Origin of the sequence: Sulfitobacter sp. UBA4523 (assembly GCF_002388305.1) — a bacterium.
Classification (GTDB): Bacteria; Pseudomonadota; Alphaproteobacteria; order Rhodobacterales; family Rhodobacteraceae; genus Sulfitobacter; species Sulfitobacter pontiacus.
The window spans coordinates 55,722-72,825 of sequence record NZ_DGMH01000019.1 but is presented as its reverse complement, the minus strand read 5'-3'; the positions used below and the strand labels follow the sequence as shown (position 1 = coordinate 72,825).

The 17,104-nt window shown below is 58.7% G+C and carries 11 protein-coding genes, 1 tRNA gene and 1 pseudogene; 8 read left to right on the top strand and 5 right to left on the bottom strand.

Going from position 1 to position 17,104, the window contains the following annotated elements; all coding sequences use genetic code 11:
* Positions 1 to 172: 172 nt before the first annotated feature.
* Positions 173 to 1,767, top strand: a pseudogene (gene tnpC / locus B3849_RS04275) (IS66 family transposase).
* Here the strand turns inward: tnpC and B3849_RS04270 are convergent.
* From B3849_RS04270 to B3849_RS04260, 3 genes are all read right to left on the bottom strand, one after another.
* The gene (locus tag B3849_RS04270) at positions 1,749 to 1,913 is read right to left on the bottom strand and encodes a hypothetical protein (protein WP_422664340.1); all 165 of its coding nucleotides are present in this window, start codon (positions 1,911 to 1,913) and stop codon (positions 1,749 to 1,751) included. The pseudogene tnpC and the gene B3849_RS04270 overlap by 19 nt on opposite strands.
* 61 nt (positions 1,914 to 1,974) lie before the next feature.
* Entirely contained in the window at positions 1,975 to 2,631 is a 657-nt protein-coding gene (lipB, locus tag B3849_RS04265) for a lipoyl(octanoyl) transferase LipB (RefSeq protein WP_286779860.1), read from the bottom strand.
* 36 nt (positions 2,632 to 2,667) lie between these two features.
* On the bottom strand, positions 2,668 to 3,339 hold the full coding sequence (locus B3849_RS04260; protein ID WP_278425933.1) for a DsbA family oxidoreductase: 672 nt from the start codon (positions 3,337 to 3,339) through the stop codon (positions 2,668 to 2,670).
* A gap of 174 nt (positions 3,340 to 3,513) precedes the next feature.
* Between B3849_RS04260 and B3849_RS04255 the strand changes: the two genes are divergently transcribed.
* Positions 3,514 to 3,599: transfer RNA gene (locus B3849_RS04255), tRNA-Leu, on the top strand.
* Between the two features lie 68 nt (positions 3,600 to 3,667).
* Here the strand turns inward: B3849_RS04255 and B3849_RS04250 are convergent.
* Entirely contained in the window at positions 3,668 to 4,816 is a 1,149-nt protein-coding gene (locus B3849_RS04250) for a trans-sulfuration enzyme family protein (RefSeq protein ID WP_286779859.1), read from the bottom strand.
* A 254-nt stretch (positions 4,817 to 5,070) separates the two neighbouring features.
* Between B3849_RS04250 and purB the strand changes: the two genes are divergently transcribed.
* The 3 genes from purB (at position 5,071) to B3849_RS04235 (ending at position 8,109) form a co-directional block, all read left to right on the top strand.
* Complete coding sequence (gene purB / locus B3849_RS04245) at positions 5,071 to 6,375, top strand: adenylosuccinate lyase (RefSeq protein ID WP_005854277.1); 1,305 nt, start codon at positions 5,071 to 5,073, stop codon at positions 6,373 to 6,375.
* A 180-nt stretch (positions 6,376 to 6,555) separates the two neighbouring features.
* Entirely contained in the window at positions 6,556 to 7,080 is a 525-nt protein-coding gene (locus B3849_RS04240) for a tetratricopeptide repeat protein (protein WP_037944579.1), read from the top strand.
* Between the two features lie 126 nt (positions 7,081 to 7,206).
* A complete protein-coding gene (locus B3849_RS04235; protein WP_278375448.1) occupies positions 7,207 to 8,109 on the top strand; it encodes a lysophospholipid acyltransferase family protein in 903 nt (300 codons plus the stop codon).
* Between the two features lie 28 nt (positions 8,110 to 8,137).
* Here the strand turns inward: B3849_RS04235 and B3849_RS04230 are convergent, their stop codons facing one another.
* Complete coding sequence (locus B3849_RS04230; protein WP_278425935.1) at positions 8,138 to 8,836, bottom strand: DUF1223 domain-containing protein; 699 nt, start codon at positions 8,834 to 8,836, stop codon at positions 8,138 to 8,140.
* 234 nt (positions 8,837 to 9,070) lie between these two features.
* On the opposite strand from B3849_RS04230, the gene acnA reads away from it, so the two are divergent.
* The 3 genes from acnA to B3849_RS04215 all read left to right on the top strand — a co-directional run.
* Positions 9,071 to 11,845, top strand: a complete 2,775-nt coding sequence (gene acnA / locus B3849_RS04225) for an aconitate hydratase AcnA (RefSeq protein ID WP_278425936.1) — start codon at positions 9,071 to 9,073, stop codon at positions 11,843 to 11,845.
* Between the two features lie 298 nt (positions 11,846 to 12,143).
* Entirely contained in the window at positions 12,144 to 13,967 is a 1,824-nt protein-coding gene (locus tag B3849_RS04220) for an autotransporter assembly complex protein TamA (RefSeq protein WP_278425937.1), read from the top strand.
* An 8-nt stretch (positions 13,968 to 13,975) separates the two neighbouring features.
* On the top strand, positions 13,976 to 17,104 hold a 3,129-nt coding region (locus B3849_RS04215), incomplete at its 3' end, for a translocation/assembly module TamB (protein WP_286779858.1).

Genomic DNA, 17,104 nt, shown 5'->3' with positions numbered 1-17,104 from the left:
GCGATCAAGAACGGAGTGATGCGTCTGGAACCGGCCCAGTTTGAGGCTCTGTTTGCGGGTCTGGATTGGCGGCGCGTGCGCCCTTTGGAAGTGGCAGCCCCAGCTGCGGCGGAGTGACTCACGGGGTCGTTTGCGCGGGTCATTCTGCCCTTGTTTTGTTATGAGATGGGGCATGACTGTGCCTGACAAATTGCCCGATGACATTGCCGAACTAAAGGCGATCATCCGTGCGCAGCAGGATCAGAATGCGCGGCTTGAGGCCTTGCTTGCCTCGTTCAAGAAGGCGCTCTTCGGGGCCAAATCCGAGAAGATTTGACCCGGCCCAGTATAAACTGGAACTCGAGGATATCGAGACCGCCATCGCACAGGTGGAATCCGAGATCGACGCGGACGAGCGGACCGCGCCCGTGCGGCCCCCAAAGCCGCGCCAGACCAATCGCGGATCACTACCCAAACATCTGGAACGGGTTGAGGTGGTCATTGAACCCTACCGATCCTGCGCCTGCGGAACTGAGCGTCACGTCATTGGCGAGGATGTCAGCGAGCGACTGGACATCATCCCGGCCCAGTTCCGGGTGATTGTTACCCGCCGCCCAAAGTACGCCTGTAGGTCCTGCGAAGGCAGGATCGCCCAAGCTCCGGCACCAGCCCATATCATCGCAGGCGGCATGCCGACCGAGGCCACTTTGGCACATGTCTTGGTCTCCAAATATGCCGATCACTTGCCGCTCTATCGACAGGCCCAGATTTACAGCCGCCAGGGGATTGATCTGGATCGCTCAACCCTGGCCGCCTGGGTTGGCAAGTCGGCGTTCGAATTGACCCCGGTCTATGATGCGCTCATGGCCGATCTGAAGCGCGCCACCAAGCTCTTCATGCCCTCTCGGCAGCATGCTTTGCATGCGCCTGCCGGGTAATAGACGAAACACCCGCACCCGTTCTGTCACCCGGGCGCAAACGCACCAAAACCGGATACTTCTGGGCGCTGGCCCGTGATGACAGGCCTTGGGGCGGTGATGATCCTCCCGGAGTAGCCTTCACCTATGCGCCAGGACGATCCGGCCAGCATGCAGACAATATTTTGAAAGGCTTCAGCGGTGTCCTGCAGGTCCCCTCTCGGCAGATTGCTTCGCAATCGCCTGCCGGGCAATGGATGGATATGCTGGTTACAACCGCTTGCTCAAACGCCCTGCGCAGGATGTGACGCTGGCCTATTGCTGGGCCCATGCCCGCCGCAAACTGCATGATGTGACCCAATCTGGCGCAGCTTCAATCGCGCAGGAGGGCCTGACTCAAATCCAGGCACTCTACCGTATCGAAAAGGACCTGCACGGTCTGCCTGCCGATCAACGGCACGCTGCACGACAGGACCGCTCAAAACCCATCACCGACGCCTTCGAGCTCGGGCTCGCCCAGAACCGCGCCCGCGTCTCGGCAAAATCGCCGACCGGAGAGGCCCTAAAATACATCGCTAAATACTGGGAAGGGTTATGCCGGTTCCTCGACGACGGTCGCATCGAACTGGATTCCAACGCCGTCGAGCGCACCATCCGTCCCATCGCCCTCAACCGCAAAAACGCGCTCTTCGCAGGCCATGATGCCGGAGCGCAAAACTGGGCCGTCATCGCATCCCTGATCGAGACCTGCAAACTCAACGGGATCGAGCCCCACGGCTATCTGTCCGGTGTCCTGAAAGCCATAGCAGGCGGTCACAAACAAACCGATATCAACCAGCTTTTGCCCTGGAACTACGTCAATCCGGTGTGAACGGCGCACCGCTTACGGTATTCTCGATGCCACCCTTTCAGGGCGTTCTTCGTTGGATACCCCAACTCACGGATGGTGGCCTGCACGCGCTTGCCGAGCTTGATATAAAGCTTAACCGCGCGCAGTCGTTCTTCGTAGCTGTACATGGACTATCTCCAAGATAGTCCAACTTTTCGTCCGCACCCCCTATCCGTCTTTGGGCGCGTACTAAGACAGCGGAGGGAAAACCGTGTCGAACTGCGCTTTCAGGGCGATATCAACGTCTTCCATCGTAACTGGCAGGCCAAGGTCTACTAGAGACGTAACGCCATGTTCTTGGATCCCACAGGGGACGATCCCGGAAAAATGCTCAAGATTTGGATCAACATTTATGCTGATTCCGTGAAAGCTGACCCATTTTCTAAGTCGGATACCGATCGCCGCGATTTTATCTTCGCGAATGCCACCCTGCGCCGTGAGCGGTTTCTCGGGACGTTCCACCCAGACGCCAACGCGCCCCTCCTTGATCTCGCCTTTGATGGTAAAGCTTGCAAGGGTCGCGATCACCCAATGTTCAAGGTCTTGAACAAAACGTCTGACGTCCCGGCCGCGTTTACCGACGTCCAGCATCACATAAACAACCCGCTGCCCCGGCCCATGGTATGTGTACTGTCCGCCGCGGCGCGTTTCATATACCGGAAACCGCTTTGGGTCAGTCAAATCTTCTGATTTTGCTGAGGTGCCCGCAGAATATAGCGGAGCATGCTCTACAAGCCAGACGCATTCATCGGCATTTCCCGCGGCGATAAGGGCCGCGCGTTCCTCCATCCATGCTTCGGCTTCCCGGTAATCGACAAGGCCCTTGGAGGTGATCCATTCAACCATTCTGTGCGCACCGTTGAGTCGAGGTAAACGAGACAGTCATTCCGCGGCGCTTACCTCTTGAATTACTTTTTGGATAATTTGCACATAATTATCGACACCCTGCGCACCAGTCACAAGGTATTTGCCCGCGAAGATCATTGAAGGCACGCCAGAAATCCCCTGCGATGTCCAAACCGACTGGCGTTCGCGAACGCGTTCTACATGGCTGCCGCTGTCGAGAACGTCCTGCGCAGAACTACGATCCAATCCGACATCTGTAGCGACATCAACAAGAACTTTATGGTCTGAAACATCCAATCCCTTCGTAAAATGTGCCTCAAACAAAGCAAGCTTAAGAGGGTGCTGCAGGTTCTGATCCTGAGCCCAATCTAGCAGTTGGTGCGCAGCAAAGCTGTTGACGATGCGGCTTTCGGCGTTGAAATTGAAGTCGATTCCAAGTTCGGTGCCAAGCTGCACAAGATGCGCACGGTTTTGCGCCGATTGCTCAGGCGATGCACCATATTTTTCGGCAATATGTTCGGTCAGGTTCTGACCTTCGGGGCCCATTTGGGGGTTAAGCTCGAAAGGGTGCCAGCGGATGAACGCGCCGATATTCAAGGCGGCTAACGCCTGCTCTAGCTGGCGGTACCCGACAATACACCAAGGGCACATCACGTCAGAAACGATGTCGATCTGCAGGGCAGGGGGATCTATGGGCGCTTGGGTCATATTGTTCCTCGATTCATATCCTCCTTTAAGTTTACGTCTTCGCACTGTTTTTCAAGCCACCCCGCCCGATTGAATGATAAATCACACGAATCTGAACAAGGACTTAATCTGGCGCAATTTTACTCTTCACTTTGTGAAAGAGTTTGTCTAAACGACCCTCACCAACCATGGCGTGCGGTCGTGGCGGAATGGTAGACGCGCAGCGTTGAGGTCGCTGTGGGGTAACACCCGTGAGAGTTCGAGTCTCTCCGACCGCACCACTGGTTGTATCCTTCAAATCATCTTCGAAAGACATGGGGTCCCGGGGCGCGAGCGCCCCGAAGTATCTTTATGCATCAAGCGCTTGGCTTAAGTCGCGTATTAGATCTTTGATATCTTCAATCCCCACCGATAAACGCAGCAACCCTTCGGGAATCCCGGTGTGGGGTTCGATCGTGTGGCGGTGTTCGACAAGGCTTTCGACCCCGCCCAAAGACGTTGCGCGATGAAAAACTTCCAGCTTACCGACAACCTCCAGCGCCGTTGCGCTGCCCCCCTTTACAATGCAAGACAAAAGCGCCCCAAATCCTCCTGACATTTGCCGCGTCGCCAATTCGTGGCCCGTATGTGACGCAAGACCCGGATAGAGAACCTCTTCGATTTTCGGGTGATTTTGCAAAAACTCTGCCAATTCCATGGCGTTGCACGACATTTGCTTGGCGCGCAGGGGCAGGGTGCGCATCCCGCGGACCAGCAACCATGCTTCAAACGGGCCGATAACCGCGCCTGCATCATGCCGGTCCGCTTTGATATCTTCCCACACGCGGCCCGTGACGTCATTGGTCGCCAGGACGCCCGCCAATACATCCGAATGTCCATTAATGCCCTTTGTGGCAGAATGCATTACAACGTCGGCACCGTGTTTAAGCGGCTGTTGCAGAATCGGCGTCGCGGCCGTGCTATCCACCACAAGCAGCCCACCCGCGCTATGCACCGCATCAGCCGCAGCCTGGATATCGACCACGCGAAGCCACGGGTTTGATGGCGTTTCGATGAGCGCCAAGGTTGGTCCAAAGCTGTCGCAGGCGGCGGCAAACGCCGCCATGTCAGAGGCTTCGACCTCTCGCAGTTCAATGTCACGCCGGGTGCAGAAATCCCGAATCCACTTGGTGGTGCCCCAGTAAATCTGGCTTTGCACCAGCACGCGCCCGCCATTTGGGACGGTACGGAAGACGGCGGCAAGCGCTGCCATGCCTGACGGGAACAGCAGCGATTCTTTCGCCCCCTCCAGTTGAGAGAGCACTTTTTCTGCAACGCGTACAATATCGCTCTGATCGCGCAAATAGATGTTGTCTGCACGCAGCGGTTGGTATGCTTCATCCCGCAGATAGGTCGTGGCCATAGGCAGCGCCGGGACCACCCCGCCGGTTTGCGCATCAACCGCTCCCGCTGCTTGGGCAGCAATCGTAGCGGGGCTTAAGCGAGACGTGTCAGACATTTCTTAGCGATTCCTTAATGGCGTAATATATTCAATTTGCGGCACCTTTGCCTGTCCGAAGGTAAACCGCCAGCCCCGAATTGGACAAACCCGGCTCTCCTTCATTTTGCCCCATAAACTCCCGCCGGAGGCGCCTATGGGCGAGGCAGCAAGCGTCCCTGCCTTGGTGGCGCAAGGGTTCAGACTTGTTCTTTACCCCCCCGCGGTCTATCCCGCGCGTACATCAAAACACCCCAAAACAAAGGTATCACCACATGATTCCCCGTTATTCCCGCCCCGAGATGGTTGCGATCTGGTCCCCCGAAACCAAGTTCCGCATCTGGTACGAGATCGAGGCGCATGCCTGTGACGCCATGGCTGACCTTGGGGTGATCCCGCGCGAGAATGCGGAGGCGGTTTGGAAAGCCAAAGATGTCGAGTTCGATGTCGCGCGAATTGACGAGATTGAAGCCGTTACAAAACATGACGTTATCGCGTTTTTGACGCATCTGGCAGAGCATGTAGGGAGCGACGAGGCGCGTTTTGTGCACCAGGGGATGACCTCTTCTGACGTTTTGGACACCTGCTTTAACGTGCAATTAACCCGCGCAGCTGATATTTTGATCGAAGACATGGGGTTGCTGCTGGCCGCGCTGAAGCGCCGTGCCATGGAACATAAAAATACTGTGCGCGTCGGGCGCAGCCACGGGATCCACGCTGAACCCACAACGATGGGCCTTACCTTTGCGCGCTTTTATGCAGAGATGGACCGCAACCTGACGCGGCTGAAAACAGCACGCTCCGAGATTGCTACCGGTGCGATTTCCGGCGCTGTGGGGACATTTGCGAATATCGATCCGCGGGTCGAGGAACATGTCTGCGAAAAACTGGGCCTGTCGCCCGAACCCGTGAGCACGCAGATCATCCCCCGTGACCGTCACGCGGCATTTTTCGCAGCGCTTGGTGTGATCGCCAGCTCTATCGAGAACGTTGCGACCGAAGTGCGGCACATGCAACGGACCGAAGTCTTGGAAGGGGCTGAGTTTTTCTCGGCGGGTCAGAAAGGGTCTTCGGCGATGCCGCACAAGAAAAACCCTGTGCTCACCGAGAACCTGACCGGGCTGGCCCGTACAATTCGCATGGCTGTGATTCCAGCAATGGAAAATGTCACCATGTGGCATGAACGCGATATCTCCCATTCCAGCGTTGAGCGTGCGATCGGCCCCGACACCACCATCACTCTTGACTTCGCGCTGCATCGTTTGACCGGCGTCATCGACAATATGCTGATTTATCCTGACAACATGCTCGCAAATATGAACAAGTTTAGCGGTCTTGTGATGTCGCAACGTGTCTTGCTCGCGCTCACGCAGGCCGGCGTGAGCCGCGAAGATAGCTACAAGCTGGTTCAACGCAACGCCATGAAGGTCTGGGAAGACGGCAAGGATTTCAAGACCGAGCTGCTGGCTGACGAAGAAGTCCTGGCCGCACTAAGTGCAGAAGAGATCGAGGAAAAATTCGATTTGGGTTACCACACCAAACATGTTGATACGATCTTTAAGCGCGTCTTCAAGGACTGATACACGCGCAGGCATTCAGGGCTGCATCGCTTGACGGCGGTGCAGCCTTTTTTGATTCAAAAGCTGCGTATTATTGCCCTATCTCGCGCCATATCGTGACGTTAGGCTGGAACCAAATGCTTTACCTATGGCGCGGATCGTCTAACATCAGCCGTGTATTTAGTTCAGGAGTGTTTGAGTATGCGTGTTGTGTTTGCGTCCATCCTGTCATTGGCGATGCCTTTCGCGGCCTTTGCCGCTGGTTCCAATGATACGTCCCCACCGAAGCCCGTTGTGAAGTGCGAAGACGGGCAGGTGTATGACAAGAAGTCAAAGACCTGTATCGATGCAAAGGATAGCCGCCTAACACCGGATGACCTTTATCAAACTGTTCGTGAACTGGCCTATGCAGGGGAGTATTCGGATGCGCAGATCGTTCTTGCCGCTATGCCTGAGCACGACGATCGTCGCTTGACCTACATGGGGTTCACGACGCGCAAAATGGGCGACCAAGCTGGCGGAATGGCGTTCTATGCGCGTGCGCTGGCAGCCAACCCTGCGAATGTTCTCGCGCGGTCCTATCGCGGGCAAGCTTTGGTAGAGCAGGGCGATATCCCCGAAGCTTTGGCCGAACTTCGTGCCATTCGCGCGCATGGCGGGGCAGGGACATGGGCCGAAACCTCCTTGCGGACAGCGATCGCAACCGGTCAGACGTTTAGCTATTAACCAGCCGCTGTTGCATCCGGTGGCGCATTGCCGCCTGGGTGAAACACGCTTGTTGCGCGGGGCCCTGCGCGGTATGAACGGCAGGCCCCGCCCCTTAGGGGCGCTTTTCCTTGCAGGCAGATGCGCATGGCCAGTCCCAAATATCCTAAGAAAGTTCGCTTTAGCCGACGTGCAGGACACTACCTGACCAATGCCTTTATCGTCGGCCTTATTCGGCTGGCTTTGGTGCTGCCGTATAAAGCGCGCATAGCGTTCGTCGGCTGGGTTGTTCAACATGTGATCGGGCCGGTAGCAGGATATCGGGCGCGGGCGCTTGATAATCTTGCGATGATCTGGCCGCAGATGCCGCAAGAACGGCGCGCAGAAATTGCCTCAAAGTGCCTTAACAACGTGGGGCGCAGCTTTATCGAAAACTATTCGGCGCGCGACTTCCCCAAGCGTATGGCAAAGAATACGCCGACCGGCGCAGGCGTCGCGGCGCTGGAAAAAGCGGCAGAACAAGGCAAGCCGGTCATTCTGGTGACGGGCCACTATGGCAACTACGAAGCGATGCGTGCCTGTCTTGTGGCGCGGGGGTATGACATCGGCGGACTCTACCGCAACATGAAAAACCCCTATTTCAACGCCCACTATGTCCAAACGATGGAGGCTTTCGGCGGCCCTGTCTTCCCGCAAGGCCGACGCGGCACGGCGGGTTTCGTACGGCATCTAAAAGAGGGCGGGCAGCTGGTACTGCTGTTTGATCAACACGTCTTTGGCGCGCCGGCGCTCGATTTCTTGGGGCAACCTGCCAATACAGCGCTTTCTGCCGCCGAGCTGGCACTGCGCTATGATGCGCTGTTGATCCCGTTCTACGGCATTCGACAAGCTGATGGGGTGTCATTCGACACGGTGCTGGAGGCACCTGTGCCACACAGCGATGCTGCCACGATGACCCAGGCGTTGAATGACAGTCTTACCGCACGGGTGAAAGCGGATCCCGAGCAATGGTTCTGGGTCCATCGTCGCTGGCGCATCCACGACAATTAATGCCTAAATATCTAGGTGTTTTGAGCGACTACTTGATCCGGGCCGCTGCCACGATCGGCCCTGCATTGCTGCGCTGCACCAGCACAACCACCGGCATATCGCCAGTGATCGCGGCAGAGAGTGATAGCGGCGCTTGCCCGTCCCACTGATCAACCGTCTGCCAGCCTTCGACGATGTTATAATTCTCGAACGTGTGACCCGCGTTTTCGCCGCGTTTGACCTGCGTGACCGCCATCGGGTGATAGCGCAGCAGATGCACGTCAAACGGTCCGGCGGCACCCGATACGGTATGCGCTTTGATGCGCAGGGTGTCCCCGTCGCGTGCGATAGATAGGTCGACCTGCGGAGCGTCTTCTTTGTGCTTGTTGATCGCCTCCATCAGCTTCATGGGTTTGGCACCGACCACATCGGACTGGCCGTTGACGATCATCTCGGGCGTGTAAATCGACGTCCGCCCACCAGTCAGCGCATAGGCGCGCTGGCGTTTGGCGTGCGCAGGCGCACCAAAGGGGTCTTGCCAGCCGATATAGTCCCAATAATCCACATGCAGCGCCAGCGCGATCACGTCGTCCCTTTTGGACAGCTCGGCAAACATCTCGTCAGCAGGAGGGCAGGAAGAGCACCCTTGCGAGGTATAGAGTTCGACGACAACGGGGCGATCCTGAGCAAAGGCAGGCGCTATGGACAGCAGGCCAGCGGCAATCAGGGACGTAAACAGGCGGGGCATCGCAGGGTACTTTCGGTTTGGATGCTCAATTCGTAGACTGCACCCGTTGTAATTACCACTCAACCTTTGTTGAGGCGGTGTAACGTCACGGGATTGCGTATGAAATGCCTCGATCCAGTACACAACGGTATACAAAAGCGCCGGAAGCGCGTGTTTGCAGTTGAAACGACCCGCGCAATAAGGCATTTAGGCCCCAAGTCACCGACCTTTTTTAACCCATAAAGGGAGCCATCCATGACCATCTTCGTTGGCCAGGACACCGCCAAAACCCGCAAAACTCTATCTTCGGGCAGCCAATCCATCGCTTATTATTCGATTCCTGCAGCGCAGGAAGCCGGTCTGGGTGATTTCTCCAACTTGCCAGCCGCGCTTAAGGTGGTGCTTGAGAACATGCTGCGTTTCGAAGATGGCAAAACTGTCACCGTCGATGACATCAAGGCCTTCGCCGAATGGGGTGCCAAGGGCGGCCAGAACCCGCGCGAGATCGCTTACCGTCCCGCACGCGTGTTGATGCAGGATTTCACCGGCGTTCCCGCAGTTGTGGACCTTGCGGCGATGCGCGACGGGCTGGTTGCCTTGGGTGGCGATGCCGACAAGATTAACCCGCTGAACCCTGTTGATCTTGTCATCGACCACTCGGTCATGATCGACGAGTTCGGCAACCCGCGCGCGTTCCAGATGAACGTTGACCGCGAATACGAGCGCAACATCGAACGCTATACCTTCCTGAAATGGGGTCAGAAGGCGTTTAACAACTTCCGCGTTGTACCCCCCGGCACCGGCATCTGCCACCAGGTGAACCTTGAATATCTGGCGCAGACCGTTTGGACCGACAAGGATCAGAACGGCGTCGAAGTCGCATATCCTGACACGCTCGTCGGGACCGACAGCCACACCACAATGGTAAACGGCATGGCCGTTCTGGGCTGGGGCGTTGGCGGGATCGAGGCCGAAGCCGCGATGCTGGGTCAGCCGATTTCGATGTTGATCCCCGAGGTGATCGGCTTTGAACTGACCGGTGCCATGATGGAAGGCACCACCGGGACCGATCTGGTGCTGAAAGTGGTCGAAATGCTGCGCGAGAAGGGCGTGGTTGGTAAATTCGTCGAATTCTACGGTGCCGGCCTTGATAGCCTGCCTCTGGCGGACCGCGCGACAATTGCCAACATGGCCCCCGAATACGGTGCGACCTGTGGCTTCTTCCCCATCGACGCCGAAACCCTGCGTTACATGCGCACCACCGGCCGTGATGAAGACCGCATCGCGCTGGTCGAAGCCTATGCCAAGGAAAACGGTATGTGGCGCGGCGATGATTATGCGCCGGTTTACACCGACACACTGTCGCTCGACATGGGCACCATCGTGCCTGCGATCTCGGGTCCAAAGCGTCCGCAAGACTACATTGCACTGACCTCGGCACACACTGCATTTGCAGAATACGTGAAGGGCGTGCGCGAAGGTAAAGACACCACAGCCAACGCCGAAGTCCGTTGGGAAGGTGAGGGCGGCCAGCCCGAGCCTCAAGACATCCCCGGTGACGAGGGCAACCACAAGCGTGGCTACGTCCAGACGGAAGATGGCAACTACCAGCTGCATGACGGGTCCATCGTCATTGCGTCGATCACATCGTGCACCAACACATCCAACCCCTATGTGATGATCGGTGCTGGTCTGGTTGCACGCAAGGCACGCGCCTTGGGCCTGACCCGCAAGCCTTGGGTCAAGACGTCGCTCGCGCCCGGTAGCCAGGTTGTGTCCGCCTATCTTGAGGCCGCAAACCTGCAAGAGGATCTGGACGCCATAGGCTTCAACCTCGTCGGGTATGGCTGCACCACCTGTATCGGTAACTCCGGCCCGCTCGAAGCACCGATCAGCAAGGCGATCAACGACTACGACCTGATCGGGACATCGATCCTCTCGGGTAACCGGAACTTTGAAGGGCGGATTTCGCCTGACGTGCGCGCCAACTATCTGGCGTCGCCTCCCCTGGTAGTCGCATACGCGCTGGTCGGTGACATGAACGTCGATCTGGCCAACAGCCCGCTGGGTCAGGACAAGGACGGCAACGACGTCTATCTGAAAGACATCTGGCCAACATCCAAGGAAGTCGCTGATCTGGTCGAGCAGACCGTGACCCGCGAAGCCTTCCAGGAAAAATATGCCGACGTCTTCAAGGGCGACGAAAAGTGGCAGTCCGTCGAAACCACCGACGCCAAGACCTATGACTGGCCACCAACCTCGACCTATGTGCAGAACCCGCCCTACTTCCAAGGCATGTCGCCAGAGCCGGGTGTGATCACCAACATCGAGAACGCCAAAGTGCTTGCCGTTCTGGGTGACATGATCACAACCGACCACATCTCGCCTGCCGGTTCCTTCAAGGAAACCACGCCAGCGGGTCAGTATCTGGTGGAACGTCAGGTGCCTGTGCGTGAATTCAACTCGTACGGTAGCCGTCGTGGTAACCACGAGGTCATGATGCGCGGCACATTCGCCAACATCCGTATCAAGAACGAAATGCTGGACGGTGTTGAGGGCGGCTATACCAAAGGCCCCGATGGCGAACAGACCTCGATCTTTGACGCGGCTATGGCGCATCAGGAAAACGGCACCCCGCTGGTCATCTTCGGTGGTGAACAATACGGCGCGGGTTCGTCCCGTGACTGGGCGGCCAAAGGCACGGCGTTGCTGGGCGTCAAGGCGGTCATCGCCGAGAACTTTGAACGTATCCACCGCTCCAACCTGGTTGGCATGGGTGTTATCCCGTTCGAGTTCACCAACGGCGACACCCGCAAGAGCCTGGGCCTGACCGGCGAGGAAACCGTTTCGATCAGCGGTCTGGACACCATCAAGCCGCTGCAGGAAGTGCCTTGCACGATCACAATGGCAGATGGCTCGGTCAAAGAGATCATGATCAAATGCCGGATCGATACCGCGATCGAGATTGAATACATCGAACACGGTGGCGTTCTGCACTACGTGCTGCGCAACCTCGCGAAATCGGCCTAACCACCGGCCACTGGCCGTTTCGCACGGCCTTGAAAAGAACGCCCGTCAGGTTCCCCCTGGCGGGCGTTTTGCATACGCGCCCCAATTTTCACGGCAAACTTCCGCCTGCTTGCGTAAAATGACATAACCGGATGTGTTTTGCGGTTCACAATCGCGATTTTGGCCAACAGACTGTTTGCCGATGGCAGGCGCTTTCCGCTATGCACAAGGGAATAATAAACAAGTTTGCTGACGTTGCGGTCGCGCGCTCTATGTCTCACCCAACGGCACGTCGTTCTATGAGTACAGGGAGCACCGCATGGGGCATTTTCAATCAGGCAGTTTTGCAAAGTTCCTGCGGGCGTCTACGGCTGCGGCAGCTTTGGTCTGGGGAGGATGCACGGCGGGTCTTGCGGCGACGCTCGACATCACCGGCATCGATAAGGACTCTGATCTATACGAGACGGTGCTCGGCGGATCGCTTCTGCGCGAACAAACGGACGAAGATGCAGACCCCACCACGCAAGAGCTTTTGGCCGCCGCGCAGGCCGATTATGCCCGCCTTCTGGCCGTGCTCTATGACGAAGGGTATTTTGCTGCCGTCATCAAGATTACCATCGACGGTGTAGACGCCTCTGCCATCGCGCCGGTCGCCCCGCCGCGGCAGATCAACCGCGCTGTGATCAACATCGAAACCGGTCGCAAGTTCAGCTTTTCCAAGGCCGAAATCGCCCCAGTCGCCCCCGAAACCAAGTTGCCCGATGAATTCGCCACAGGTGAAACCGCAAGTCTCGGCGTCATGAAAGAGGCCGTCGCCGCCGGTATCGAAGGCTGGCGCGATCAGGGCCACGCCAAAGCCGAGCTGGCCGACCAGCAGCTGACCGCCCGCGTGCCCGATGCCACGCTGGCGGCAACCCTGCGTCTGAGCCCGGGACCGCGCCTGCGTTTCGGAGAGTTGACGGTAAAGGGGAAAAGCGATGTGCGCCTGCGCCGGATCGTCAAAATCGCCGGACTGCCCACCGGAGAGGTCTATTCACAAGAGCAACTTGATCTGGCCGCCACACGGTTGCGGCGCACGGGCGCTTTCAGTTCTGTCGCGATGATCGAGGCCGAACAGATCACCGCGCCCGATGTTCTGCCGATTACAGCGCAGATCACTGACGCGCCCAAGCGACGCTTTGGTTTCGGCGGGGAACTGTCGTCGCTTGAAGGGCTCAGCGTCAGCACCTACTGGCTGCACCGTAACCTGCTGGGCGGGGCCGAAAGCCTACGTGTCGAAGGCGAGGTGTCGGGGATCGGCGGCAATTCCGGCGGCACGGATTATCGTCTTGGCACCCGTTTTGAACGCCCTGCGACCTTTAACGCCGACACGAATTTCTACGCGCTGGCCGAGATCGAACAGCTTGACGAGGTGAACTATTTCTCGCGTCAACTCGACCTTGAGGCCGGGATCGAACGCATCGCCAGCGAGGAACGGACCTATACGCTTGGTGTCGGTTTGCGGACGGCTGAAACCCGCGACGCTTTTGGCGAGAACAAATATACGTTGCTGACGCTGCCCCTAAGCGCGGAACATGATTACCGCGACAATCGGCTTGATGCGAAAGATGGCTACTACGCCAAGGCCAGCGTGACGCCTTTTGTGGCGCTGTCGGGGTCGGATAACGGCGTGCGCACCTACATCGACGTGCGCGGCTATAAAACCTTTGGCACCACGCGGCCCGTCACCTTTGCCCTGCGGGGGCAGCTCGGGTCGGTCTATGGCCCGACACTGGCTGAATCGCCCGCGGACTATCTGTTCTATTCCGGCGGCGGCGGCACCGTGCGCGGGCAACCCTACCAATCGCTTGGCGTTGATCTGGCCAGTGGCGATACGGTGGGCGGTCGCAGCTTTGCGGGCCTGTCCGCAGAGGCCCGTTGGCAGGTGCGCGACAAGATCGGCGTCGTGGCCTTTGCCGACGCGGGCTACATCGGTGCCGAGGAATTCTACGACGGGTCAGGCACTTGGCAGTCAGGCGCGGGGCTTGGTCTGCGCTATGCCACGGGCATCGGCCCCATCCGCGTAGACCTCGCGGTGCCTGTGTCGGGCCCCGAAACAGATGAGAATTTTCAAGTTTATATCGGTATTGGACAATCGTTTTGATCCACTTCATGCGCAGCTTTCTGGTTTTCGCCCTGATCTTTGTCGGCTCCGTCGCTTCGGCCCAAGAGGATGACAAAGGCTTCCTGACCCGCACAATCCAAGACGCCCTCAGCGGCGCGGGCCGCACGGTCAGTATTGACGGTTTCGCGGGGGCGCTCAGCTCGCGCGCGCGGTTCGACCGGATGACCATCGCTGACGACCAAGGGGTCTGGCTGACGTTGGAAGAGGTGGAGTTGGACTGGAACCGCTCCGCACTGTTGCGCGGCCGGCTGGAGGTGCAGGCCCTGACCGCAAAGCGGCTGAGCGTGCCGCGATTGCCCGTGGCGCAGGAAGAAACGCTCCCCGATCCCGAGGCGAAACCCTTTACCTTTCCCGCGATCCCCGATCTGCCCGTCGCCATCGATGTGGCCGACTTTTCGGTCGACGAGATCAATCTGGGTGCGCCAATTCTGGGCGAAGCGGCCACACTGACCGTTCAAGCCACCGCGCTGTTGAATGACGACACGGCGACAATCGATATTCTGGCCGCGCGCACCGATGGCAAGAAGGGCGAGTTCAAAATCACCGCTGATCTGGATCGCAATGACAGCCTGCTGGACATGGCCGTGACTCTTTCCGAGGAAGCCAAAGGGATCATCTCGCGCACGCTTAAACTGCCTGATGAGCCCTCTGTCGATCTGGTGATTGCGGGGCAGGGGCCACTTTCGGATTTTGCAACAGATATCAACCTTTCAACCGACGGGGAACAACGGCTCGCGGGTCAGGTTATCGTTGCCGCCCAAGGCGATAGCGCAGCGCCCGACCGCCGTATTCAGGCCGATCTGAACGGCGACGTAACCGCGCTGATCCTGTCGCAATACCGCGAATTTTTTGGCCCCGATGTCGCGCTGACCGTGGATGCTTTGGTGCAGGCTGAAGGCGGTGTCGAGGTCAGCGATTTCGCCCTCAAGGCGCAATCCGCGGAATTGCAGGGCAAGGTCACGCTGAACAGCGACAACTGGCCAAGCCTGATCGACATCACGGGCACTGTCGCCAGCGCCGATGGCAGTCGCGTTTTGCTGCCAGTGGCTGGGGGCGATACTTACGTGCGGCGCGTCGGGCTTGATGTGAACTATAACGCGCAAGATGGCGACGCGATTGACGCGACGTTCGACGTGACCGAACTGGCCACAGACGCGCTGGCGATTGACGCGACACAACTGAAGTTGAACGGGACGTTGCAAGGTGCGGCAGGGACCGTCGGCGAATTTATGGGCGATCTGGTATTCTCGGCTGACGGGCTGACGCTGACTAACGCCGCGGTTTCCGAAGCGGTCGGCCAGTCCATCAAGGGGCGTACAACCATCGCCTATACCGAAGGCACACCGGTTCAGATCACGGGGCTTGATCTTTCTGGCGCGGATTATGGTCTGACCGGTGATGTCACGATTAGCGGGCCAGCCGATAGCTTTCTTACCCAGTTGAAAGCCCGCCTTGAAGCCACTGACATCAGCCGCTTTTCCGCTCTTGCCGGACGCGAGATGGACGGGGCCGCGAATGTAGAGATCGCGGGTCAGATCACGCCACTGGACGGGACGTTCGACCTGAATATCTCTGGCCTGACGCAGGATTTGAAAGTGGGGATCGAACAGGCGGACGCATTGCTGGCTGGCGACACGACGCTAAGCCTTGGCGCATCGCGTGACGAGACGGGCACCTTCGTGCGTGACCTGCTGCTGGAAAATGACGCATTGACCGCCAGCGGTGGCGTCGAGCTGCGCAGCAATAATTCGCAAGCGCGGTTTGATGCAAAACTGAACGATATCGAGACTGTGCTGCCGCAATATTCCGGTCCCATCACGATCAAGGCCGAGGCCGAGCAGGACACCCGTGGCTGGACTGTTGATGCCGTGACAGACGGCCCCTACGGTGCCGCGCTGACCGCCAAAGGGCTGGCAACGGGCGAGAATGCGGTGCTCAACTTCACCGCCGATGTGCCCGAACTGCGTGACTTTGTGCCCGACGCGCCGGTCGAGGGTCCTATCGCGTTGGATGGGGTGCTCCGCCAGACGCCGGACGGGTGGCAGGTCGACACCAAAGCCTCCGCCCCCGAAGATGTGACCGCCTCGGTCCAGGGGCTGCTGACGCCGCTGGATCTGGACTTTAGCGCCTCGATCCCGCGGGTAGAGGCTTTTGCACCGCAGGTGACCGGCGCGGTAGAGGCGTCGGGCAACCTCAAGCAGTTGGAAGAAGGGTTCCAGATCGACGCGAAAGCCAGTGGCCCCTACGCCGCGCAGGTTGCCGTTCAGGGGATGTTAACACCTATGGTCGATATCTCTTTCGACGCATCGGTCCCGAATCTTCAGGCGGTGGTGCCACAGGTGAACGGGCCACTTGCGGCGACAGGGACCGTGCGTCAGACGGAAAAGGGGTTCTTCGTCGACACCAACGCGACGGGCCCATATGGCGCGCGCGCGATGGTGGAAGGCTTGGCCACAGGCCCCGATATGTCGCTGACGTTTGACGTGTCGGTGCCAAATGTGCAGCCGCTGGTGCCGGGCGTGTCCGGCCCGCTGGCGGCAAAAGGATCGGTGCGGCAAACGCCCGCCGGCATCGCCGTAGATACAAACGCGACGGGCCCCTATGCGGCACGGGCGTCTGTGCAGGGGGTTGTCACGGGGGATGCGCCCGCGCTGAATTATGATGTCACGATCCCCAATCTGGGGGCCGTGGTGCCAAAACTGTCCGGCCCGCTGAATGTGACCGGTACCGCACAGCAGGAAAGCGCTGGCTGGCGGGTCAATACGAACGCCACCGGACCAGCGGGCACCCGTGCCACGATCGCGGGGCTTGTGGGCAGCGATGGCAATCTGAACCTTGACGTGAACGGGAACGCGCCATTGGGGCTGTCCGCCCCGTTCATTGCGCCGCGGAGCTTGCAAGGTCAGGCACGGTTCGATTTGACGGTGAACGGCCCGCCGGCACTTGGGTCGGTCAACGGGAGCATTCAAACCTCTAACGCGTCGCTGTCCGCCCCCAACCTTCGGCTGACACTGCAGGACATCGCAGCGGATATCCGGCTGGCCAATAATCGCGCGCAAATCGACCTTTCTGCACGCAGCGCGGACGGGGGGCAGATCAAGGCGGGCGGGGCGGTG

Excerpts from the sequence above, each read along its gene's own strand:
- B3849_RS04220 (WP_278425937.1), top strand. The coding sequence starts at position 12,144 with ATGGGGCATTTTCAATCAGGCAGTTTTGCAAAGTTCCTGCGGGCGTCT.
- B3849_RS04240 (WP_037944579.1), top strand. The coding sequence starts at position 6,556 with ATGCGTGTTGTGTTTGCGTCCATCCTGTCATTGGCGATGCCTTTCGCG.
- purB (WP_005854277.1), top strand. The coding sequence starts at position 5,071 with ATGATTCCCCGTTATTCCCGCCCCGAGATGGTTGCGATCTGGTCCCCC.
- B3849_RS04260 (WP_278425933.1), bottom strand. The coding sequence starts at position 3,339 with ATGACCCAAGCGCCCATAGATCCCCCTGCCCTGCAGATCGACATCGTT.
- lipB (WP_286779860.1), bottom strand. The coding sequence starts at position 2,631 with ATGGTTGAATGGATCACCTCCAAGGGCCTTGTCGATTACCGGGAAGCC.
- B3849_RS04270 (WP_422664340.1), bottom strand. The coding sequence starts at position 1,913 with ATGTACAGCTACGAAGAACGACTGCGCGCGGTTAAGCTTTATATCAAG.
- acnA (WP_278425936.1), top strand. The coding sequence starts at position 9,071 with ATGACCATCTTCGTTGGCCAGGACACCGCCAAAACCCGCAAAACTCTA.
- B3849_RS04250 (WP_286779859.1), bottom strand. The coding sequence starts at position 4,816 with ATGTCTGACACGTCTCGCTTAAGCCCCGCTACGATTGCTGCCCAAGCA.
- B3849_RS04235 (WP_278375448.1), top strand. The coding sequence starts at position 7,207 with ATGGCCAGTCCCAAATATCCTAAGAAAGTTCGCTTTAGCCGACGTGCA.
- B3849_RS04230 (WP_278425935.1), bottom strand. The coding sequence starts at position 8,836 with ATGCCCCGCCTGTTTACGTCCCTGATTGCCGCTGGCCTGCTGTCCATA.